A 21,805-nucleotide genomic window follows, 5' to 3' on the forward strand; every position below is an offset into this window, starting at 1 on the left:
AAGGACGACGTTACGCCGCGCCGGCGTGAGCGCATCGCCGGAAGGCGCGCAGGCGGACGCCCCGAGGACGCCCCCTCCCGCGCGGAACCGAGGCGCCGTCCAAGGCGCGCAGGCGGACGCCCCGAGGATGCCCCCACGCGGACCCGAGGGGCCGTCCCGGCGTCACATCCGCGCGACCTCACCCACGCACGATCAGGGGGCGGCGGGCGGGGATCAGCGGGCGGCGGGCGGCGGCCCCGCGGTCGCCGAGCAGGCCGCGAAGAACGGCACGGGCGGACCGCGGCAGGCCAGGCGCTGGTCGGCGCCGTCCCTGAGGCCTTCGATCACGGCGTCGCCACGGCCGGCCTCGTCGGCGGGATCATCCTGGCCGCCGGCACTGGTCTCGTCCTCACGGTCCTCTTCGGCCGCCGGGGCGGCGGAAACATCGGCAGGAGGAGCCCGCGGCGGCGGAAGCGCACCGCGAGGTGCGGCGCGACGGCTCGGCCCGTCGAGTCACGTCCCGCCTCGTCAAGCGAGGTCGGGCAGCGGCCGCCGGGCGACCTCGCGGGCGTCGTCCGGTGGAACGCCCAGCATGCGCAGGACCATCTCGGCCAGGTTCGCCGCCGCCTCGTCGCCGTCCAGGTCGGGGCGGGCGAACCTCAGCTCCACCAGGGACAGCAGCGCCCCGCCGAGTGCCGACAGGGCCACGGTCCGGTCGATCGGAGCGAAGCGGCCGGAGGCGACGCCGACGTCCAGATCGCGCCGTGCCCGGGGGGCGAGGCCCCGGTCGGCGTGGATGTGGCCGAGTCCGCGGTGGCGCAGTACCTGCATGAGTTCCGGGTGGGAGTCGGCCATCCGGACGCTGAGCCGGAAGCCTGCCGCCAGGAGTTCCGCCGGGTCGTCGATCCCCCGCAGGCGCTCGTCGAAGGTCCGGCCGAACTCCTCCAGCGCGTCCGCCACCGCCGCGTCGAACAGCTCCGTCTTCGACTCGAAGTGGTTGTAGAAGGAGCCGAAGCCGACGTCCGCGCGCTCCGCGATGGCTTGGATGCTGGCGCTGGTGTCCCCCGTCTCGGCGAGGATCTGCCGGGCCGCGCGGACGAGCGCCCGGCGGGTCTCGGCGCGACGCCTCTCGAACCGGTTGCTGGGCGGGGCTGAGGTAGGCATACGAGGAGTCTAAACGCGGTGACGACAGGGATCGCAGTTCTGATGATTCCCTCAGTCAACTCGGCGGAACCTCTTGACCGAGGCTGCCATCAAAGTTGATGATTTCATCATGATGGCACTGCCGCTCGGAGGGCACATGTCTGAAACCCGCGTCGGCGAGGTCGCCGTCGCCACGCCTCACCAGGACCTTCACAGCGGGCAGGGCGTCCTGCGCGGCGAGCATCCGGGCCGGTCCGCGAGGCCATCGGCGCCGTGTGGGAGGACCTGCGCTTCGAGGAGCGCTGGACCGTCATCGCCGTGCGCACCAGCGCACCGGTCCGCTGCTGGGAAGGCGTCGACCAGGTCTGCGACCCGTACCGGCCGGTCACCTTCATGCGCATCGGCGAGGACCGCTACCGCTGGGAGTTCCGGCTGCGGGAGGCGGAGGAGCTCGATGACGAGCGACTGCGCGAACTGGTGGCCCCCTGGGTGGACATCTCGCACGGCGACTTCCACGTGATCCGGCAGGCCCGGTACACGTTCCGGGCCCGCATCGCCGACCGCTGGCGCCGGGGCCGGGTCTTCCTGCTCGGCGACGCCGCACACCTCACCCCGCCGTTCGTGGGACAGGGGCTGTGCTCGGGCCTGCGCGACGCCCACAACCTGACCTGGAAGCTGGCCCGCGTCATCCAGAAGGGCTCCGACGAGCGGCTGTTGGACACCTGCGAGAGCGAACGCAAGCCACATGCCCGTCAGGTGATCCGTGCAGCGGTCGCGACCGGCTGGGCCATGACCGGCGGCCAGGACCGCGCGGCCGCGCTGCGCCGCACGGCCGTGGGCGCGGCCTGCCGGATACCCGGCGCGTCGCGTCTGGCGAGCCGCGACCTCAGCCGTGCGCTGTCCCCGGGCCCGCTGATCCGGCGCAGCCGCCTCGGAGGCACGTTCTGTCCGCAGCCCTGGGTGACCGCCGAGGGAACGGGCCCGTCTGGACGACGTCCTCGGCGACTCCTTCGCCGTCCTGACCGCCAGACCGCTCACGCCTTCGCCGAGCGCGCTCGCAGCGGGGCTCGGAGCCCGGGTCGTCGATGTGAGGGAGATCGGCGACGACGGTATCCTCGCCGCCTGGCTGCGGCGAGGCCGCGCGGACGCGGCGCTGCTGCGCCCCGACCGCGTCGTTGTGGACGTCCTGCCCACAGGTGGCGGCGACTTCGCGGGCAAGGCTGCCTGGGCGCCCCTGCTGTGCACGACGCGCCGTCCGGCAGCCACTCCGCCGAGGGGCCGTTCCCCGTCCCCGTGTTGAGGAGCGCCACGGGAGCCTTCGTGGGCGCCTCGGATTCCGGTCGGTACCGGCGTCGAGACCGCCCGCGAAGTATTGGACGGCCAGGGCGGGACGAAAGGCCAGTCACTGCCGAACTGGACCTGTCCCGGCCGGGCGCCCGAGCCTCATCGTCGGTGACCGCACGCGCCTGCGGCGGCGGATGCTCCCCCGCATGACCCCTATGCGCCTACTCGCCCTCGTGGACCAGCTCGTGCAACTTCCTGCCGGTGGCCACATCCCATACCCGAGCCGTCCCGTCGTGGCCCGCGCTCGCGGCCGTCCTCCCGTCGGGGCTGAACGCCACGGCCTGGACGCCGTCCGTGTGACGACCGAGCACGCGCAGCTGTTTGCCGGAGCGGGGATCCCACAGGCGCACCGTTTCGTCGTGGCTGCCGCTGAGGAGAAGGCCGTCCTTGCTGAAACCTACGGCGTTCACCCAGCTCGTGTGTCCCACCAGTTTGCGGTAGGGCTTGAGGGTGCCCGTTTCCCACAGGCGAATCTCGTCGCCAATGCTGGCGATGGCGAGAAGCTTTCCATCCCTGCTGAAGGTCACTTGGCGCGGAAACATGACCTTCAGGTTGAAGACCGCCCTTCCCGTGGTCAGGTCGGAGACCTGGACGATGTCCTTCTCGTTCCCTCCCGCGCTCGCGAACAGCTTTCCGTTCGGACTGAACGCCACGCTCACGACCTCGCCGGTATGGCCCTTCAGGTCCGTCAGGTGCTGCCGCGTTTCCGCGTTCCACAGTCGCACTGTGCCGTCGTCGCCACCCGTGGCGAGCTTCTTGGAATCAAAGCTCAGCGCGGCGGCGTCGACGTCCCGGTCGCCGCTGATTTCCTTCGGATCCCTGCCCATCGTGCCTTTCAGCACGTCTCCGAACTGGACGCCGGAGTGGTCGACTCCGATGACCGTCTTTCCGCCGGGGCCGAACGCCAGGCACTCAAGGGAGCACTCCGAGCTCGGCTCGGGCTTGGTGCTCGAGCCCTCGCCGGAAATGTCCCACCGCCACACCTTGTCGTACGTGCTCGTGAACAGGGTCTTCCCGTCGGCACTGAAGGCCACGAGCATCACCGAGGGGTAGTCGGGGGGTTCGGGCGTCTGCTTGGCCCTTACCGCGCCCACCAGGGGACCGCTACCCGCCGCAGTCAGGAGGAGGGCAAGGAGCACGGCGGCGAGCCGGACGCGGGTACCCCGGCGCAGGAGCGTTCGGAGAGACAACAGCCGCCGTGGCCGAGGCCGCCGGCGACGCGCGGGGGCGGGGGCCGGGTCCGGCGTGGGGACGTCGTCACCCCCGTCGGGATGGGCGAGGAGGAGGGCACGCGCGGCCTGGGCCACCGCGGGAGTGTCCTCATTGGCGACCTGTACGAGCGTTTCCCGGGCGGTGGCGACGCGGGACGGATCACCGCCCGCCAGCCACTCACCCAGGGCGGCCACCGCGCCCTTCCGGATGGCAGGGTACGGGCTGTCCAGGCCGATGCGCACCGATTCCGGCAGGGGCGCCGGGACGACGGGCACCGGCGTGAAGGCGGCATTGCGTGCGAACGCCATCCGGCCCACGCGATTGCGGTCCAGGGACTGCGGCTCGGGCCGCCCACGGCTCATGAGCAGAGCGTGCAGGCGTTCGTAGACGGTATCCAGATCCAGTAGTTCGGGTGCGTCGGCGACACCCGTACGCAGGACGTCCGTGAGTGCCGCGGTGAAGGCGGTGAGCGGATCCCCCAGAGGGGCGAGTGCAACCGCCGTCTCGGCGGCGGCAGCGAGCACGAACGTGCCGTCGACTTCCGCGAGATCGACCACTTTGCCCGACTGGGGGCCGAAGGCGCGGGCGCTGTAGCAGCAGTCGAGGATCACGATCCGCCGGCCGGCCGGGCTGTTCCGCACCGCACGCCTGATCCACTCGTACGGGACGGACGTGTCGTACACCGATGCCGGATCGCTGTCCGGAACCGCCACGTAAAGGTTTCCACGGGGACCGAGCAGCCCGTGTCCGGCGTAGTACACCAGCAGGGTGTCGGTGGCCGCCGCCGCGGCCTCGCGCACCAGCTTGGAAGCGGCTCCAGGGGTGGCGGGGTTCAGCAGCTCCTTGCAGTTCTCGCGCGGCATGCCCCATTGGACGGCGAGCAGGTCGGCGAGAGCGCCCAGGTTGCCGGCCACGGCGGGGAGATCTTCGAGGGAGGTGAACCGACCGGCGCCGATGAGCACGGCGCGGGAACGTGACGGGTCCGGAAGCCTGTCCAGGGCCATAGGCGACTTCTTCAGGACTCGGGGTCGATCAGCCGCCGCAGCAGCCCTTGTGCCTGTTCCGGATCGGTTCCGGAGATGGTCACCTTCGTACCGTCGGGGCGCTCCACGGTGACGGCCGGCCGCTGCGGGCTCGTCCTTCGCCAGGTGGCCAGGCTCACCCCGAGGGACGCCGTGCTGAAGCCGCTGCTCAGTACGAGAGAGACGATGTCGACGACGGCCGACTGCTGGCCGGCGGCCGGGGTGCTCCTCGAAGCGAGTTGAGGGAGCGCCATCCGCCGGATCGACCTGTCAGCAGTCAACCACTCGTGCAGGGAGCGGAGTTCTTCCTCGTCCGGCTCGTCTCCCACACTGATCACCAAGCGCATGCGTCCCCCCGGGAGTTCGTGGTGACTGGCACCAAGAAGGCCCCCAGCGTAGAGGCTTGGCCATGGCCGAAGGTAGCGGTTCGTCGCAATGAGTAGTGGCGAACTGGTGTGTCGATGCGGCACCGGTCAGGGGGTGACGGCCCTGCGCCCGCCATGGGCCGTGCCGTCGTCAGCCAGGCGTGCGTCGGGCGCAGACCCCGCGGTCGGAACCCCGTTCCGCCAGGGACGAGGCTCCGACAGCGGAGCCGTGAGAGGTCGTGCCGCGACCCGCTACGCGGGCCTTCGGCGTCGCGCGCCGAGGAACCGCCGGTGGCGCCGTGGCTGGTCGGGGAGCCAGCCGAAGGCCAGCGAGCTGCCCACGAGCCCGAGGAGCATCCCGACGAAGAAGCCGCCGAGGTTCGAGGTGACCCAGCTCGCGAGCGAGGCCAGTACGGCGATGATCGAGTAGAACAGCCGCTGGCGTGGGTTGAGGACGATGAGTGCTCCGCAGACCATCATGACCACCGGCAGGACATAGCCCACCAGACTGTCGGCCCCCGCCGTCAGGATCACCGAGATGCTCGCCCGCTGGGTGAGGAGGATCTCCGCGCCGCCGAGGACGATCATGAGGCCGGCACCGAACGGGCGGCGGTGACGCCATCGGCGGAACGCCCTCCTGGAGCGCCCGCCGCCGGAGGGTGACTCGACGGCCTCCGCCCGTCCGGTCGCCCTGCCGGGTGGGCTCGTCCGGCCCTTCTTCCCGACCGCCTCGCCCGCGCCGACCGCCTCGCCCGTCCCGGAGGTCATGGTCAGCAGCCCTTGGAGCTGAAGCTCATGTGCAGGTCGGGCAGCGTGAACCGGGTGGCGGTGGTGGCGTAGTTGGTCTGGCGTACGTTCTTGATGGTGACGGTGTCGGCCTGCTGGCCGAAGACGCCGAGCGGACCCTTGACGGGAGGTTTCTCGAAGGTACTGGCGTCTCCGCCGATCTCGATGTTGTCGAACGCGGCCAGCTTGCCGGAGATCTCGGTGGAGTCGGTGGTCAGGCCCGACGCCTTGACCGATGTGCCCTTGTTGCCCGCCGTGATGTGCAGGAAGGTGCCGCCGAGCTCCACGCTCTGGCACAGGTTGGTCAGCTTCGCCTCCCGGATCGCGGTGACGATGACCAGCACCTGCCCGCCGGTGTCACCGGCGTTCGGACTGCCCTCGGCCATGTTGTCGAGCGCTCCGAACTGACCGAAGCCCCGTCCTTCCAGGGTGTCGGCGGTCACGGTGAACGGCATACCGGAGATGGCGAACTGGGCGGCGAGAGCCCCTTGGGCGGTGAGGACGACGAGTGTCGCGGCGAGGGCGAAGGCGGGCGCGCCCATCAGGGCGGCGCGACGGTAGCGGACTCGTCCCCTGCGCCCGGAATCGTCGTCCACGGCTGACGAGTCGACGGCTGACGAAGGGGTGGTGTCTGCGGGGCCTTCGGACAGGGCCATGAGGTGCTCCTGACATAAGTGAGGAAACAGACCTGTGGCGGCGATGTCCTGGCGCGGACGGTTCCCCAAGCTGCCTGGGTCTTCCTCGACTCACGTCGAGGCGGCCGTGCCGCAGGGAACTCCCTGGAACGTACGCCCGTCGTTACTGCCCGGTCAACTACCGTGCGGTAGAAGGATATTGCTGCGCGGTAAGCACTGGTCACAGCCGTGAGAACGGCGACACCACGATGTGCACCAGGACACCCAGCAGCTGAGGAAGCTCCCGAGCGCGGCCTTCGTCGACCGCGCGGTGCACCGCCGCGTGTACGGCCCCGACGACGGTGTCCACCAGTTCTCCCTTCGGCATCCCGGGCGGTGCGGGCGGGGCATCGGCGAAGAACCGGCGAAATCTGGCCAGAAGTTCCGCCCGCGCCCGGCGCCCGGCCGGACCCATCGACTCGATCTCGACGACCAGCGAAGCGAACGCGGGAGTCTCCGACAGCAGTGCGAGCATCACCCGCAGCCCGGCCCGCACCGCCGCCGGCCAGGCCGCCGCGCCGCCGGCGGTGTCGTACGCCTGCTGCATGGCCCGGACGACCACCTGGGTGCCGCCTCGGTACGCGGCCAGAACCGCGTCCTCCTTGCCGGTGAACAGCGTGTAGAACACCGGCCGAGTCACCCCCGCCGCACGGCAGATGTCGCTGATCCGGGCTCCGGCGTAGCCGTTGGCGGCGACGGTGCGGGCCACGCCGTCCAACAGCCGGTCCCGCTGCCGGGAGGCCACCTGTTCGGGCGTCAGCCGACGCGGCCCCGGGCGCAGTGAGCGTTCCGGCTCGCGGCCCGTACGGGCTCCCGGCAGGATCTGCCTCTCCTCGGCCGGGTGAGCACCCTTCATCGGCCACATCCTCCCAGGGCTGTTGACGTCACATACTCGACAGGTTTACAACCCTGATGGGTTTTCCTCTCACGTGTTCGATGGTGGGGCTCCCAGGGACGGGGCCCGAACCACCGCGCACGGCACCGAGTATCACGCTCATCAGTGTCCCGCGACACCGCTACCGCTGATCCGTGGCGCCGGATCGGCATCCCGGCGGTTGCGCACTGCATCGACACAGCGCGAGCCGTTCCCCGTTGTCATCAGCCCACCCCACGCCCGTCGACCCTCAGCGGCGGACGTCACTGGGTGCTGCCCGGGCGATGCGTCCCACATCACCGGGCCGAGTCGACCCCTCCCCACCCTCACCGCCGGACGAAAGGAACCCCCACCATGAACAAGCGTGCCCTCTTAACCACTGCCGGTGCCGCCCTCGCCGCCGTATTGGCGACCACGTCCTCGGCCACCGCCGCCGGCAGCGTCCTCACCACCGGCAGCGCGGGCGGCACCGCCGTCGGCGTCGGCGACGTGCTGACCGCCTCCCTGTCCTCGGGCAGTACGGCCAAGATCGCCACCACCTCCGGAGGCAGCACGGGCATCACCTGCAACTCGTCGGCGTTCTCGGCCACCGTCACCGCCAACCCGGCGTCGCCCGGCACCGCCACGGAGACGCTCACGTCCCACACGCTGAGCAACTGCACGACCAACATCCTGGGGGCGACCGGGGTGCAGAGCATCACGGTCAACAACCTCCCGTACTCCACGGCGGTCAGCTCCGGCGGCAGCCTCACGGTGACGGCGGGCAGCGCCGGCCCCATCCAGACCACGCTGAAGATCAGCACCATTCTGGGCGTGACGACCTGCGTCTACCGGGCCGGCAGCCTGACCGCCTCGGCGTCCAACGCGGACAACTCGGTCGCCTTCGCCAACCAGCTGTTCACCAAGGCCAGTGGCCCGGGCACCTGTCCGGCCAACGGCTACTTCACGGCGAAGTACGCCCCCGTGAAGGACTCCGCACAGGCCGCCAAGCCGGTCTTCGTCAACTGAGCGACTCCACCGCACGCGCTTCCCGGTCCCGGAACCGTGGAGCGCGTGCGGTGGACGGCTTCCTCACCTCGACAGCTCACCCCGCCGCCCCCGACGGAACGCCGCCCTCCGGAACCTCCGCCCCGTGTCAGGAACCGATCTCTCACGTTGGCACTCATGACCCATGGGTCCGGGGGGACGGCACGCAAGGGCGGCCGAGCCCTCCGGGGAGTCCTCACGGCGCACCACAGGCCTGTGCGCCGTGTCGAACCACTCGAGGAAGAAGTCGAGGAATCAACGTGTCCCTGTCGTCACACAGACGCCTGGCCGTGAGCGCGCTGCTGGTCGCCGCGCTCGCCAGTGGTGTCGCCCCCGCCACCAGTGCGTTCGCCGCCCCGGCCGGCCCCTCCGCCCCCGCCGGTCCTGTCGCCGCTTCCGCCCCCGCCCCGGACATGGAGGGCGTGACCGCCGCGCTGAACGCCGCCATGGCCAACGGCGCACCGGGCGCCATGGCCCGTTACTCCGGCCCCGGCGGCGTCCAGACGCGGGCCGTCGGAGTCCGCGACCGCGTCTCGGGAGCGGCGATGGACACCCGGGCCCGCTTCCGGATCGGCAGCGTCAGCAAGACCTTCTCCACCGTGGTGCTCCTCCAGCTCGTGCAGGAGGGCAAGGTGGAGCTCGACGCTCCGGTGAACCGCTACCTGCCCGGTCTGCTGCCCGACGACCGCATCACGGTGCGCCATCTGCTCACCCACCGCAGCGGGTTGGCGGACTACACCGACGCCATGTTCGCCCAGACGGTGCCCGGCTTCGAGGCCGTACGCAACCGCGTGTTCAGCTACCAGGAACTGGTGAAGCTCTCCCTGGGCGAGCCGCGTACGACCGAGCCCGGCGTGGCCTACAAGTACTCGAACGCCAACTTCGTGGTGGTCGGGATGCTCATCGAGAAGACCACCGGCAGGCCGGTGGCCAAGGAGTACCAGCGCCGCATCTTCAAGCCGCTGGGGCTGCGGAACACGTCGTACGTGCATCCCGACACCCGGATCAAGGGACTGCACGTACGCGGCTATCTGCACCCCGACGAGGCCGGCGCGCCGCTCGTGGACTCCACGGAGCAGACCGTGTCCTGGGCGCAGTCCGCCGGGGCCGTCATCTCCAGTCCCGCCGATCTGAACAAGTTCACGAGCGCGCTGATGCGGGGAAGGCTGCTGTCACCGGCGATGCTGGACGCCATGACCACGGTCACCCCGACGGACGCCACCAACACCCGCTTCTACGGGCTCGGCCTGCGCCGCTACAACCTGTCCTGCGGCACGCAGGTGTACGGTCACACCGGAACCGTGCAGGGGTTCTACACCTACACCTTCGCGACCCGGGACGGCCGGCGCAGCCTCTCCGCGATGGCGAACACCTCGAACCACGGTGCCGCCAACACGGCGCTCGGCGGAACGCTGGAGGCCGCGTTCTGCGGCAAGAAGCCCGCCGTGGCACCGTCGTCGCCCGCGGCACGCGGATTCTCGGCGCTGCCGGCGGAGGCCGACCTGCCCGAGCGCCGCTGAGAAACCCTGTGCAACGAGAGCCGGGTGAGGCTCGGCACCAGGAGCCTCACCCCCTCTCACGCCGCCCAACTGACCGCGCCCTCAGCGGGTACACGGGCGCCATGAGTGGCACTGGCGCGATGGGCGACATTCTGACCGGTACGTGTTCCTGGACCGACAAGGCACTTGTGAGCAGCGGGTGGTACCCGCCGGAGCGGCGCGACCCCGAGGGGCGCTTGCGGTACTACGCCGAGCGGTTCTCCGTCGTGGAGGTCGACGCGACCTACTACGCGCTCCCCAGCCTGCGGAACAGCTCGCTGTGGGTGGAACGCACCCCGCCCGGTTTCCGCTTCGACGTCAAGGCGTTCTCCGCGCTCACCGGCCACCCCACCCGGGCTGCCGCCCTGCCCGCCGACCTCCGGGGCCACGGCAGCGGCGACCCGGGCTTCCTCGACGAGGTCTGGCACCGTTTCAGCAGTGCGCTGCGGCCGCTGCGGGAGGCCGACCGGTTGGGCACCCTGCTGTTCCAGTTCCCTCCGTGGTTCGCCCCCGGCACCCGGGCGGAAACCCTCCTCCACCGCACCAGGAAACGTGCCACCGAGTGGCCCATGGCCGTGGAGTTCAGGCACCCGGACTGGTGGCGGGAGGACCGGCGGGACCGTACGACCGCCCTGTTGAGGGACCTGGACGCCACCGCCGTGGCCGTCGACATGACCCAGACGCTGCCGACCTCCATACCCCCGGTCACGCCGGTCGCCTCCGAAGAGCTCGCGGTGGTGCGCTTCCACGGTCGCAGCACCGCCTGGGGGACCGGAAGCAAGGAGGACCGCTTCCGTCACACGTATACGCAGGAGGAGTTGAAGGAGTGGCTGCCTCGTCTGGACTCCCTGGCGGAACGGGTCGAGCAGCTGCACGTCCTGTTCAACAACTGCTGTGCCGATGCCGCCGTACGCGCCGCCGAGACCATGAAGCACCTGATGGCCCCTGACGGACCTCGGCGGGGCGCGGCGTGAGAAGGCCCGCAGGCTGGTCGGCCGAACGCGCGGGCGCCGGTGGAGGAGCCGGATACCGGGCCACGGCGGGGAAAGCGGTCACGCGCCGGATCGAGCCGCTCTCCAGCGTGCGTACGCGGGGCTGGCGGCGCACGTCTCCCGGTACCCCTCCGCGACGCGGCGCAGGATCTCGCGGCTGTGAGGCGCCAGGGGTCCGTCCTGGTGCCAGGCCAGGATGTGGCGGTACCACAGGGGGTTTCCGGCCAGAGGGCGGACCGTGACGCCGGGGACCTCGATGAAGGTGGCCTGGCAGAGACTGACCGCCAGACCCGCCCGCACGACCTCGATCAGGGGGCGCCCCTCCGCTTCGTAGGGAGCGAACGGGCGGCGGTCCGCCACGGTGTCGCAGGCGGATGACCAGTATTCGCGGGTGCGGTCGGTGTCGGGCCGGGGGACCGCCCAGTCCTCGTCCAGGAGCCGCGCCAGGGACACCTGCTCCTGGGCGGCGAGCGGGTGGGTGGCGGGCAGCAGGGCGAACACCGGTTCCGTGGCGACCGGGTGAAGCACCAGACCCTTGGGCGGCGGCAGTTCCTGGTCCGGGTGGTCGCCCAGCACCGCCGCCTCCAGCCGGCCCGCCGCGAGGTCGTCGAGCAGGGTGGCGGGGGAGTACTGGCAGCGTGCGGTCACTTCGGCACCGGTCAGCGACTCCTTCACGGCCAGGAGGAGATGGCCGAGCAGGGGCGCGCCGACCGACCCGATCCGGATGTGGTCGGCGGCCGACGTCCGGCGGGCGGCCCGGGCGGTGTCGGCGAGCAGCTCGTCGATGCCCGGCAGGATCGCGCGGGCCCGCGCGAGGACCAGCTCACCGAAGGGTGTGGGCAGGGCGCCGGCCTGCCTGCGGTCGAACAGGACCCCGCCCAGCATGGTCTCGATACGGCGCAGTTGGGTGCTGAGCCCCGGCTGGGTCATGCCGAGCGAGGCGGCGGCGCGCGTGAGGCTGCCCGTCTCGGCGACCGCGCACACCACACGCAGGTGCCGTACCTCGAGGTCCATGCGCGGATGTTATGGACCGGTGACAGCTTTCGGCCAGAGCCCTGTGTCCGCGATCTTATGTGAAATGTCACACGCCACATAGGGAGAGGACATACTTCCGTGCTACCGCAACGCCGTCCATGGCCCATCCGACGCACGCTCCTGGTGCCACCCCTGCTCACCGCCCTGCTCCTGCTCCTGCTCGGCGCGCCTGCCGCCCGTGCGGCGGACGCCCCCTCCGCCTGTGCCCTGCGCGGCACCACCGGCTGGACGGACGAGGGACACGACACGGACTACTCCGTGTTCAAACGGCCCCTGGGAACCGTCAAGGTCGGCATGATCTTCGTGGACTTCCCCGACGCGCCCGCCACGGAGACCCCGGCCGACGACGCCGCGCAGATCACGCCCGGCGCGGACTGGCTCTGGCACGCCTCGTACGGCAAGACCTGGCTCGCCATCAGCCAGCACCGGCAGTGGATGCGGATGCCCCACCGGTCGACGGACTACGGCTTCGCCCGGGGCCTGACGCACGAGACGCACGAGGCGTACCTCAAGGACGCCGTCGCGGCTGCCGATCCGTACGTGGACTTCTCGCGGTACGACATGGTGTACGTCGTCGCGACCAGGAACGCGCCGGCGATCTCCTTCACACCCACCTATGTGTACGAGCCCGGAACGGCGGGCGTCGTCGCGGACGGCAGCCGGGTCAAGTGGGCCGTGACCTTCGGCCAGGACATGTGGCACTGGGGGCCCAAGCTGGTGGCCCATGAGACCGGGCACACCTTCGGACTGCCCGATCTCTACGCGTTCGACTCGGGAACCGACACCCACCGCTTCGTCGGCGGCTGGGACGTGATGGGCCTGATCGGCGGCGCCGGACCGCAGTACTTCGCCTGGCAGTCCTGGAAGCTCGGCTGGACGAGCGACAGCCAGGTCGTCTGCCGGGCCTCGAAGGGCAGCGACACCGTGTACCTGACCGCGGTCGAGTACGGCAGCGGCACCAAGATGGCGGTGGTACGCACCGGACCCACGACCGCCTACGTGGTCGAATCGAGACGGGCGGTCCAGGGGGACACGGGCCTCTGCTCGACCGGCGCGCTGATCTACCGGATCGACACGTCCACGGCGACCGGCCAGGGACCCGTCCGGGTGATGGACGCCAAGCCCTCCGCCGCGCCGGCCGGCGGCTGCCGCCCGCTGGACGACGGCCCCTACTGGGCCGGCGAGTCGTTCACCGACCCGGCGGCCGGTGTGCGGATCGACGTGCTGCGCGCCGACGGATACGGAGAGACCGTGCGGATCACCAAGTCATGACCCCCTGTGAACGGTTGCGCCCCGGATCCCGCCGCGGATCCGGGGCGCAACCCCGTTCAGGCGCTCTCGGGGAAGTGGCAGGCCACCTGCCGCGTCTCGCCGGGGGCCGCGATCCGCAGCAGCGGTGCCTCGGTGCGGCAGACCTCCTGCGCCCTGGGGCAGCGCGGGTGGAAGGTGCAGCCGGACGGCGGAGCCGCCGGACTCGGCGGATCGCCCAGCAGGGTGATCCGCTCCCGGGCCCGTTCCGCGGCCGGGTCGGGCAACGGGACGGCCGACAGCAGCGCGCGCGTGTAGGGGTGGGCGGGGGCCGCGTAGAGCCGTTCCTTCGGGCCCATCTCGACGATCCGGCCCAGGTACATCACGGCGACGCGGTCGCACACCCGCTTGACCACCGACAGGTCGTGGGCGATGAAGAGGTAGGCGAGGCCGAGTTCCCCCTGGAGGCGCTCCATCAGGTTGACGATCTGGGCCTGTACGGAGACGTCGAGCGCGGAGACCGGTTCGTCGGCCACGACGAGACGCGGGCCGGTGGCCAGCGAGCGGGCGATGCCGATGCGCTGGGCCTGTCCGCCGGAGAACTCGTGCGGATAGCGGTCGATGTGTTCGGGGATCAGCCCGACCAGATCCATGAGTTCGGCCGCCCGCTTGCGCGCCTCGGCGGCGGAACTCCCGCGCACCATCAGCGGGTCGGAGATGATCCGGGCCACCGTCTGGCGGGGGTTGAGGGAGGAGTGCGGATCCTGGAAGACCATGTGCAGGTCCTTGCGCAGCGGCTTCAGCTCCCGCTGCGACAGATGGCTGATGTCACGCCCGTCGAAGACGACGGAACCGGCGGTGGGCTCCAGCAGACGGACGATCGTGCGGCCCGTGGTGGACTTGCCGCAACCGGACTCTCCGACGAGGCCCAGGGTCTCGCCCGCCGCCACGTCGAAGCTGATGCCGTCGACGGCCCGCACGGGCGGCGCGGCGCGGCGTCTCCCGGGGAAGGTCATCGTCAGGTCGCGTACGGACAGCAGAGGTGCGGTGGTGGTCATGGGGCGATGCCTTCGCGCGTGGGGAAGTGGCAGGCGGCCGGGTGTCCGGCGGGCCCGCTGAGGAGGGGGCGCTCCGTCCGGCAGCGGGACCGCTCCTGGGCCGGTCCGGCGGACAGACGTGGGCAGCGCGGTGCGAACGCGCAGCCGGGAGCGGGCGTGAGCAGGGACGGAGGGCTGCCGGGAATCACCCGCAGCGGTTCGTCGTCGCTGTCGTCGAGCCGGGGCAGGGAGTCGAGCAGGGCCCGGGTGTAGGGGTGCGCCGGGGACGCGAACAAGGCGTCCACCGGTGCCTGTTCGGCGGCCCGGCCGCCGTACATCACCAGGACGTCGTGGGCGACCCGGGCGACCACCCCCAGATCATGCGTGATCATGATGACGGCGAGGCCGCGCTCCTGCTGGAGACGGGCGATCAGCTCCAGGATCTGGGCCTGGACGGTGACGTCCAGGGCCGTGGTCGGCTCGTCCGCGATGAGCAGGTCGGGTTCGCAGGCCAGGGCCATGGCGATCATGACGCGCTGGCGCATACCGCCGGAGAACTGGTGCGGGTACTCGCCCGCCCGGCGACGGGGCTCGGGTATGCCGACCTCGCCGAGCGCCTCGACGGCCCGCTCCCGGGCGGCCCTTCGGCCGCTGCCGATGTGCACCCGGTGGTGCTCGGCTATCTGCTCACCGACGGTGTAGTAGGGGTGGAGGCTGGAGAGCGGGTCCTGGAAGATCATCGCCATCCTCCGGCCGCGGAGCCGGTTCAGCTCGCGCTCGGGCATCGCGACCAGTTCGCGTCCGCCGAGGGCGATCGAGCCGGTGACCTCGGCGCCGGTGTGCAGACCCATCACGGCCATGGAGGTGACGGACTTGCCGGAGCCCGACTCGCCCACGATGCCGAGGGTCCGCCCCTGCCGCACCTCGAAGGCAAGGGAGTCCACGGCCCGCACGGGGCCGTGGCGGGTCGGGAAGGTCACGGTCAGATCCCGTACGGACAGCAGGGGCTGGGGGTCGGCCATCAGTACCTCACCCTCGGGTCGACGACGGCGTACAGAAGGTCGACCACCAGGTTGGCGACGACGATGAAGGCGGCGGCGAGCAGGGTGACACCGAGGATGACCGGCTGGTCGCCGGTGGCGAGCGCACCGTAGAAGAGCCGTCCCACGCCCGGGAGCCCGAAGATGGACTCGGTGATCACCGCGCCCGCGAGCAGTCCGCCCAGGTCCATCCCGAAGATCGTGAGAATCGGTGTCATGCCCGCGCGCAGCCCGTGTTTGACGACGACCGTACGACGCGGCAGGCCCTTCGCCCGGGCGGTGCGGATGTACGGCTCCGCCATCGTCTCGATCATCGAACTGCGGCTCTGCCGGGCGTACATGGCGGCGTACAGAATGGCCAGGGCGAGCCAGGGCAGCAACAGGTTCGAGGCCCACTCAACGGGGTTCGTCCCGAACGCCACGTACTGCGGATACGGCAGAAGTCCGGTCACCCGGATCAGACCGTAGATCAGCATCACCGAGGTGAAGTAGACGGGCAGGGACGCGCCGGCGACCGCGCCGACCATCAGGGCCCGGTCGGTGAGGGTGTCCTTGTGCAGGGCGGCCGCGACGCCCGTGGAGAGCCCGAGCGCCAGCCAGATCACCGCGGCGCCCAGCGCGAGGGAGGCGGAGACGGGCAACCGGTCCAGCAGCAGGTCCCAGACGGCGTTGCTGTTCTCGTAGGAGTAGCCCAGGCACGGGAAGTCGCAGTGCAGGGCGTACGGGCCGCTGCCCATGGTGCGGCCGGTGAAGACGCCGGTGACGAAGTCCGCGAACTGCCGCCACACCGGCTGGTCCAGGCCCATGTGCGCGCGGATCGCCTCCAGCCGTTCGGCGCTGCAGGACTTGCCGCAGGCCGCGGCGGCCGGGTCGGAGGGAAGGACGTAGAAGATCGTGAAGGTGACGGCGGCGATGGCGAGGAGGACGCCGGCGACGCCGAGCAGCCGGCGGCCGAGATGGAGCATCATGTGCGGCTGCCTCTCGGGTCGAGGACGTCGCGCAGGGCGTCGCCGAGGAGGGTGAAGGCGAGCACCGTGAGGAAGAGGCAGAGGCTCGGAATGAGGAAGTACATGGGGTCCGTGTCGTAGAAGGCGACGCTCTCGGCGATCATCTGGCCCCAGGACGGGGTGGGCGGGCGGACGCCGACGCCCAGGTAGCTGAGTGCCGCCTCGGTGGCGATCATCCCGGGGATGATCAGGGTGGTGTACGCGATGACGGGGCCGGCGACGCCCGGGAGGATGTCGCGGGTGAGGATGCGCCATGGCCCGGCGCCGCCCACCCGCGCGGCCTCGACGTACTCGCGGTGTTTGAGCGAGAGGGTCTGGCCCCGTACGACGCGGGCGATGCCGGGCCAGCCGAACAGCCCGATGACGGCCGTCATGAGCACGATCCGGTTGACGTCCCGGGACACCGACATCATCGCGATCATGAAGATGAGCGAGGGGAAGGACATGGTGAGATCCATCAGGCGGGAGAGCACGGTGTCCACTCGGCCGCCGAAGTAACCGGCCGCGACGCCCGCCGCCGTCCCGGCGGCGACGACGATCGCCGTCGCGGCGAAGGCGATGAGCAGGGACACCTGGGCGCCGTGCACCACCCGGGCGAACAGGTCCCGGCCCGTGACGGGTTCGACGCCGAGCCAGTGGTCGGCGCCGATGCCGCCGAGCGGGCCGATGGGCAGCCCGCCCAGATAGGGGTCGACGGCGGACTTGTCGAACTCGTCGGGCGCCCAGCCGCCCAGGGCGCCGAGCAGCGGGGCCGCCGCCGCCATGACCGCGAAGAGCGCGACCACGACGAGGGAGATTCTCACGGAGGGGCGACGGCGCAGTTCCGCGCGGGCGAGCTGCCACGGGCCGCTGCCGGAGGGAACGGATGTGGTGGTGGACATGAGGTGACGTTCCCTCAGCTTCCGCTCTTCGCAGGGTTCTTGAGGCCGACGGTCGCGTAGTCGATCTGGCCGCCGAAGGAGGTGTGCCCGAAGGCGCCCGCGATGTTGCCGCCGAGCAGCAGCGGCAGGCGCTCCACGACGGCGGGGGCCGTCGGGGCCTTGGCGAGGATCTGGCCGTCCAGTTCCCGCCACGCCGTGTTCGCCTGCCCGGCGTCGGTCATCGCCGCGATCTCGTCCATCCGCTTCATGGTCGCCTCGTCGCGGAAGAGCGAGTGGTTGCCGGAGTTGCCCTTCTCCTTGATGTAGCGGCCGTCGAAGACGAACGGCAGGAAGGTGGAACCGGAGGGATAGTCCGGGCACCAGCCGGTGTAGACGAGATCGGTACGGTTCTTGGTGTCGCCGATGGTGTCGTAGAAGGCCGACGGGTCGACGGTCTCGATGGTGACCTTGATGCCGGCCCGGCCGAGGGACTGCTGGACGGCCTCGCCGACTCCCTTGTCACCGTTGGAGACGGTGATGCTGGTGGAGAAGCCGGCCGCCTTCCCGGCCTCCTTCAGCAGCTGCTTCGCCTTCTCCACGTCACCGGTGGCCGGGATCCTCAGCGTGTCGGGCTGCTTGCCGCCGAAGAGCGGGCCGGGCATGAGGGCCGTGGCCACGTCGTTGAGGGCCGGGCCGCCGGAGGCGGTCAGGATCGCCTCCCGGTCGAGCGCGTACTGCACGGCCTGGCGGACCTTGACGTTGTCGAACGGAGCACGGCCCGTGTGCATCTGCACCATCTCGGTGCAGTTGGAGGACTCGGCGAGCAGTCGGGCCCTGACGTCCGCCCTGGTGAGCACCTTGGGCGTGCTCTCCGGGCGCAGCTTGCCCCAGGACACCGACGACGCGTCCCGGCCCGATCCGGCGATGAGCCGGTCGTCGATCTGGTTGGCCTTGAGGCCCATCGTCACGACCACCTTGTCGGGGTACGCCTTGCGGACGCCGTCCGTCCGCGCGTCCCAGTGGCTGTTGCGGACCAGCACGAGCTGCTTGTCCCGGGCGTAGCTCTCGATCTTGTACGGGCCCGAGGAGAACGGGCGGTTGTCGTACTGGGGTCCCTTGTCCCTGGCCTTGGGAACCGGGGCGAAGGTGGGCAGGACGGTCGCGTAGGGGAACTCGGCGAAGGGCTTGCGCAGTTCGAAGACGATCGTGTGGGCGTCGGGCGTCCTGACGGAGTCCAGGTGCTTGCCGTGGGCCGGGCCCTGATAGCCCTCGGCGCCGGCCAGATAGCGGGCCGCGTAGTCGGGGCCGCCCGGCAGGTCGGGTGAGAAGGACCGCTCGACGTTGTACTTGATGTCCTGGGCGGTGATGGGCGAGCCGTCCTCGAACTTGAGCCCCTTCTTGAGCGTGAAGGTCCAGGTCCGGGCTCCATTGGAGGAGGTGCCGAGGTTCTCGGCGAGGTCGGGGACCAGCTCCCCGCCCTTGGCGCCGGGTTCCGCCTTGTACGTGACGAGGGTGCGGTAGAGCAGTCGCGTCCCGAAGTCCATGTCGCCCATCACCCAGTTGCGGGCGGGGTCGAGATGGGTGAAGTCCTGGTTGGACAGGACGGTGAGGGTGCCGCCCCGCTGCGGAGTGCCGCCGACCACCGTTCCGTTGGTGGCCGCCATCGGGTTCTTCCCTCCCCGGTCGTCGCTCGTCTGCTTCCCGCCGGAACAGCCGGTCGCGCCAAGGGTCAGGGCCGCCGCCAGGGTGACGGCGAGGGCGAGGGTGGTGCGCTTGTTCATCAGGGGTCACTCCGAGAACGTCGGGCAGCCAGTGAGCTGACTGGAATGTGACCCGTAACATAGTAATGTGAAATTGCACTGACAAGAAGTCAGCAGGTCCGTTACCCAGCTGTGTCCCAGGGGCGGCATGAGGGGGTGGGGCAGGGGCGATCGCGGGCCTCTTGGCAGCCGCTGTGCAATGTGAAATATTACTGTCGTGCTCACGGGGTTGCTTCGTGCGCCACGAGCCATGCACCTGACGAAACACATCACAGAGAGGTCCCCTCGCGATGACCGTCCCCACCTGGAACAGTGCCCGCCCCTGGCGCGGCGTCATGGTCGCCACCACCCTGCCCCTGCGTGACGATCTGTCGGTCGACCACGACGCCTACGCCGAACACGTCCGCTGGCTGATCGACAACGGCTGCGACGGCGTCGTGCCCAACGGCTCGCTCGGCGAGTACCAGACCCTCACCGACGAGGAGCGGGCCCGTGTGGTGCGTACCGCCGTCGAGGCGGCGGGCGACGGGGCCAGGGTCATGCCGGGGGTCGCCGCCTACGGCAGCGCCGAGGCCCGCCGCTGGGCGGAGCAGGCCGCCGAGGCGGGCTGCGGCTCGGTACTGCTGCTGCCGCCCAACGCCTACCGGGCCGACGAGCCGGCCGTGCGCGCCCACTACGCCGAGGTGGCCGGGGCCGGGATTCCCGTCGTGGCGTACAACAACCCCATCGACACCAAGGTCGACCTCACCCCGTCCCTGCTCGCCGACCTGCACCGCAGCGGAAGCATCGTCGCCGTCAAGGAGTTCACCGGCGACGTACGCCGCGCCTACGAGATCGCGGAACTCGCTCCGGACCTCGACCTCCTGATCGGCGCGGACGACGTCCTGCTCGAGCTGGCCCTCGCGGGAGCGGTCGGCTGGATCGCCGGATACCCCAACGCCTTCCCCGCGACCTGCGCGGAGCTCTACCACGCGGCGGTCGCGGGCGATCTGGCCACCGCACTGCCGCTCTACCGGTCCCTTCACTCGCTGCTGCGCTGGGACTCGAAGACCGAGTTCGTCCAGTCCATCAAGCTGTCCATGGACATCGTGGGCCGCCGCGGCGGACCCACCCGGCCGCCGCGTCTGCCGCTCGGTGGAGAGATCGAGGCGGGGGTGCGGACGGCCACCGAGAAGGCCGTCGCCGACGGACACCACTGACCACGGTCCCGTCCACCCGGCCGCCGAGTTCACCACCCGGCCGGCACCCGGCCGGCACCCGGCCACCACCGGCCGTGACCGGCCGCCCCCGGGCCATCGTCGCCCGCCCGACCGCCCTCCCGGCCCGGCCATCGTCGGCCACCGGCTGCCCCGGGCCGTCGTCGGCCACCCCCGGCCGGTCCCACCCGGCCCCCGCCGCGACCATCGGCACCACCCCCGTACTTCCCCGAACCGGACGACCCCTTCCCGGAGGCTTCCTCCCATGACCACCGCCGTCGCGTCCGTCATCTCCCGAAATCCGGCCGACCCGGACGACGTACTCCTGCGCATCCCCGCGCCCGGGGCCTTCGTGGCGGCCGACGCCGTGGAGCGGACCCGGGCCGGACAGCCGGACTGGCTGCTCCGCGGGGCGGCCGCCCGCTCCGCCGCGCTCGACGCGGTCGCCACCGCCATCGACGCGGCCGCGGCCGAACTGGCCGCACTCGCCGTGCGTGAGGTGGGCAAGCCGCTCGCCGAGGCCAACGCCGAAGTCGCGCGTACCGCCGCGATCTGGCGCTACTACGCCCAGGCCCCCTACGAACCCACGGGCGCGGTCCATGAGACCGCCTCGGGACCGGGGCTGCTTCTGACCCGCCGCCGCCCGCACGGCGTGGCCGGGCTGATCACGCCCTGGAACTTCCCCTTCGCCATTCCGAGTTGGAAGGCCGCCCCGGCCCTCGCCGTCGGCAACACGGTCGTCCTCAAGCCGGCCCCCGAGGCCACCGCCTGCGCCCAGCGCCTGGCCGAGGTCGTGCGGCAGGCCCTGCCCGCCGGGGTGTTCACCGTCCTGCCCGGCGGAGCGACCGAGGGCAACGCCGTGGTCTCCGCCGTCGACGTCGTCTCCTTCACCGGTTCCACCGTCGTCGGCCGGGCCGTCGTCCGCACCGCCACGACCCGGGGCATCCCGGTCCAGGCCGAGATGGGCGGCCTGAACGCGGCGATCGTTCTGCCGGACGCCGGCATCGAGCAGGCGGCGGCCCACATCGCCGCCGCCATCGCCGGATACGCCGGCCAGAAGTGCACCGCCACCAGCCGCGTGATCGCGGTCGGGTCCGCCCTCGGGCCCCTGCGGGAGGCGCTCTCCGAGGCGCTTCGCGCGGTGCCGGTGGGCGACCCGGCCGACGCCGCCACCGTGTGCGGACCGCTCATCGACGAGCAGGCCCGCGACCGGGTGTGCGACGCCTGGCAGGGGCTGCCCACACTGGCGGGCGGCACCGTGCCACCGGGCCCCGGCTGGTACGCGGCCCCGACCCTGGTCGAGAAGGTCGCCCCGGAACACCGGCTGCTGCGGGAGGAGGTCTTCGGCCCCGTCGCCGCCCTGGTGCCCGCCGACGACCTCGCCCACGCGGTCCGGCTCACCAATTCCGTGCCGTACGGTCTCGTCACCTCGGTCCACACGGCCGATCTCGACACGGCCCTGCGCGGACTGGACGGGCTCGACACCGGAATGGTCCGGATCAACGCTCCGTCCACCGGCGTGGACTTCCATCTGCCGTTCGGGGGCGCCAAGGCGTCCAGCCACGGAGCGCGCGAACAGGGCCGAGCGGCTCTGGACTTCTATGCATCCGGGCGCACCTATACCCTGTCACCAGCTGAAACAACGTGACATTGTACGGTGGTGATCG

Annotated in this window: 19 protein-coding genes and 1 pseudogene; 7 read left to right on the forward strand and 13 right to left on the reverse strand. The window is 71.1% G+C overall.

Features of this window, described 5'->3' with window-relative positions; all coding sequences use genetic code 11:
* Positions 1–507: 507 nt before the first annotated feature.
* Both ACZ5VC_RS11355 and ACZ5VC_RS11360 read right to left on the reverse strand, forming a co-directional pair.
* Entirely contained in the window at positions 508–1,143 is a 636-nt protein-coding gene (locus ACZ5VC_RS11355; protein ID WP_469119826.1) for a TetR/AcrR family transcriptional regulator, read from the reverse strand.
* A gap of 55 nt (positions 1,144–1,198) precedes the next feature.
* The gene (locus ACZ5VC_RS11360) at positions 1,199–1,366 is read right to left on the reverse strand and encodes a hypothetical protein (protein ID WP_469119827.1); all 168 of its coding nucleotides are present in this window, start codon (positions 1,364–1,366) and stop codon (positions 1,199–1,201) included.
* Here ACZ5VC_RS11360 and ACZ5VC_RS11365 point away from each other — a divergent pair.
* A pseudogene (locus tag ACZ5VC_RS11365) lies at positions 1,363–2,422 on the forward strand (FAD-dependent monooxygenase); the annotation flags it as partial. The gene ACZ5VC_RS11360 and the pseudogene ACZ5VC_RS11365 overlap by 4 nt on opposite strands.
* A gap of 205 nt (positions 2,423–2,627) precedes the next feature.
* On the opposite strand, the gene ACZ5VC_RS11370 reads toward ACZ5VC_RS11365, so the two are convergent.
* From ACZ5VC_RS11370 to ACZ5VC_RS11390, 5 genes are all read right to left on the reverse strand, one after another.
* Complete coding sequence (locus tag ACZ5VC_RS11370) at positions 2,628–4,682, reverse strand: caspase, EACC1-associated type (RefSeq protein WP_469119828.1); 2,055 nt, start codon at positions 4,680–4,682, stop codon at positions 2,628–2,630.
* An 11-nt stretch (positions 4,683–4,693) separates the two neighbouring features.
* The gene (locus ACZ5VC_RS11375; RefSeq protein ID WP_469119829.1) at positions 4,694–5,038 is read right to left on the reverse strand and encodes an effector-associated constant component EACC1; all 345 of its coding nucleotides are present in this window, start codon (positions 5,036–5,038) and stop codon (positions 4,694–4,696) included.
* A 279-nt stretch (positions 5,039–5,317) separates the two neighbouring features.
* On the reverse strand, positions 5,318–5,833 hold the full coding sequence (locus ACZ5VC_RS11380; protein ID WP_469119830.1) for a DUF6114 domain-containing protein: 516 nt from the start codon (positions 5,831–5,833) through the stop codon (positions 5,318–5,320).
* 2 nt (positions 5,834–5,835) lie between these two features.
* Positions 5,836–6,507 (reverse strand): DUF6230 family protein, encoded by a 672-nt coding sequence (locus tag ACZ5VC_RS11385; protein WP_469119831.1) that lies wholly within the window; start codon positions 6,505–6,507, stop codon positions 5,836–5,838.
* A 199-nt stretch (positions 6,508–6,706) separates the two neighbouring features.
* Positions 6,707–7,381 carry a TetR/AcrR family transcriptional regulator gene (locus ACZ5VC_RS11390; protein WP_469119832.1) on the reverse strand — a complete coding sequence of 225 codons (675 nt, stop codon included), beginning with the start codon at positions 7,379–7,381 and terminating at the stop codon, positions 6,707–6,709.
* Positions 7,382–7,753: 372 nt separating this feature from the next.
* Here ACZ5VC_RS11390 and ACZ5VC_RS11395 point away from each other — a divergent pair, with 372 nt between their 5' ends.
* The 3 genes from ACZ5VC_RS11395 to ACZ5VC_RS11405 all read left to right on the forward strand — a co-directional run bounded on the left by ACZ5VC_RS11395 (position 7,754) and on the right by ACZ5VC_RS11405 (position 10,937).
* Positions 7,754–8,407 (forward strand): Tat pathway signal sequence domain protein, encoded by a 654-nt coding sequence (locus ACZ5VC_RS11395; protein ID WP_469119833.1) that lies wholly within the window; start codon positions 7,754–7,756, stop codon positions 8,405–8,407.
* Positions 8,408–8,685: 278 nt separating this feature from the next.
* Positions 8,686–9,945: a serine hydrolase domain-containing protein gene (locus tag ACZ5VC_RS11400; RefSeq protein ID WP_469119834.1), complete on the forward strand. Its 1,260-nt coding sequence runs from the start codon at positions 8,686–8,688 to the stop codon at positions 9,943–9,945.
* Between the two features lie 119 nt (positions 9,946–10,064).
* Positions 10,065–10,937 (forward strand): DUF72 domain-containing protein, encoded by an 873-nt coding sequence (locus ACZ5VC_RS11405; protein ID WP_469120208.1) that lies wholly within the window; start codon positions 10,065–10,067, stop codon positions 10,935–10,937.
* A 78-nt stretch (positions 10,938–11,015) separates the two neighbouring features.
* On the opposite strand, the gene ACZ5VC_RS11410 is transcribed toward ACZ5VC_RS11405, so the two are convergent.
* Positions 11,016–11,969, reverse strand: a complete 954-nt coding sequence (locus ACZ5VC_RS11410) for a LysR family transcriptional regulator (protein WP_469119835.1) — start codon at positions 11,967–11,969, stop codon at positions 11,016–11,018.
* Between the two features lie 144 nt (positions 11,970–12,113).
* On the opposite strand from ACZ5VC_RS11410, the gene ACZ5VC_RS11415 reads away from it, so the two are divergent.
* Positions 12,114–13,262 (forward strand): M6 family metalloprotease domain-containing protein, encoded by a 1,149-nt coding sequence (locus tag ACZ5VC_RS11415; RefSeq protein WP_469119836.1) that lies wholly within the window; start codon positions 12,114–12,116, stop codon positions 13,260–13,262.
* A gap of 56 nt (positions 13,263–13,318) precedes the next feature.
* On the opposite strand, the gene ACZ5VC_RS11420 is transcribed toward ACZ5VC_RS11415, so the two are convergent.
* Genes ACZ5VC_RS11420 through ACZ5VC_RS11440 form a run of 5 tightly spaced genes read right to left on the reverse strand, consistent with a single transcriptional unit; the run spans position 13,319 to position 18,963 of the window.
* A complete protein-coding gene (locus tag ACZ5VC_RS11420; protein ID WP_469119837.1) occupies positions 13,319–14,296 on the reverse strand; it encodes an ABC transporter ATP-binding protein in 978 nt (325 codons plus the stop codon).
* Positions 14,293–15,297 (reverse strand): ABC transporter ATP-binding protein, encoded by a 1,005-nt coding sequence (locus ACZ5VC_RS11425; RefSeq protein ID WP_469119838.1) that lies wholly within the window; start codon positions 15,295–15,297, stop codon positions 14,293–14,295. The genes ACZ5VC_RS11420 and ACZ5VC_RS11425 overlap by 4 nt, the downstream gene beginning before the upstream one ends.
* On the reverse strand, positions 15,297–16,283 hold the full coding sequence (locus ACZ5VC_RS11430) for an ABC transporter permease (RefSeq protein ID WP_469119839.1): 987 nt from the start codon (positions 16,281–16,283) through the stop codon (positions 15,297–15,299). Before ACZ5VC_RS11430 ends, ACZ5VC_RS11425 begins: the two co-directional genes overlap by 1 nt.
* On the reverse strand, positions 16,280–17,203 hold the full coding sequence (locus ACZ5VC_RS11435; RefSeq protein ID WP_469119840.1) for an ABC transporter permease: 924 nt from the start codon (positions 17,201–17,203) through the stop codon (positions 16,280–16,282). Before ACZ5VC_RS11435 ends, ACZ5VC_RS11430 begins: the two co-directional genes overlap by 4 nt.
* Before the next feature lie 14 nt (positions 17,204–17,217).
* Entirely contained in the window at positions 17,218–18,963 is a 1,746-nt protein-coding gene (locus ACZ5VC_RS11440; protein WP_469119841.1) for an ABC transporter substrate-binding protein, read from the reverse strand.
* 269 nt (positions 18,964–19,232) lie between these two features.
* Here ACZ5VC_RS11440 and ACZ5VC_RS11445 point away from each other — a divergent pair, with 269 nt between their 5' ends.
* Both ACZ5VC_RS11445 and ACZ5VC_RS11450 read left to right on the forward strand, forming a co-directional pair.
* Positions 19,233–20,141 carry a dihydrodipicolinate synthase family protein gene (locus ACZ5VC_RS11445; RefSeq protein WP_469119842.1) on the forward strand — a complete coding sequence of 303 codons (909 nt, stop codon included), beginning with the start codon at positions 19,233–19,235 and terminating at the stop codon, positions 20,139–20,141.
* A gap of 262 nt (positions 20,142–20,403) precedes the next feature.
* Positions 20,404–21,786, forward strand: coding sequence for an aldehyde dehydrogenase family protein (locus ACZ5VC_RS11450; RefSeq protein WP_469119843.1), 1,383 nt, complete (start codon positions 20,404–20,406; stop codon positions 21,784–21,786).
* Positions 21,787–21,805: the final 19 nt, after the last annotated feature.

The sequence above is a fragment of the Streptomyces sp. NPDC033174 genome, assembly GCF_055577795.1.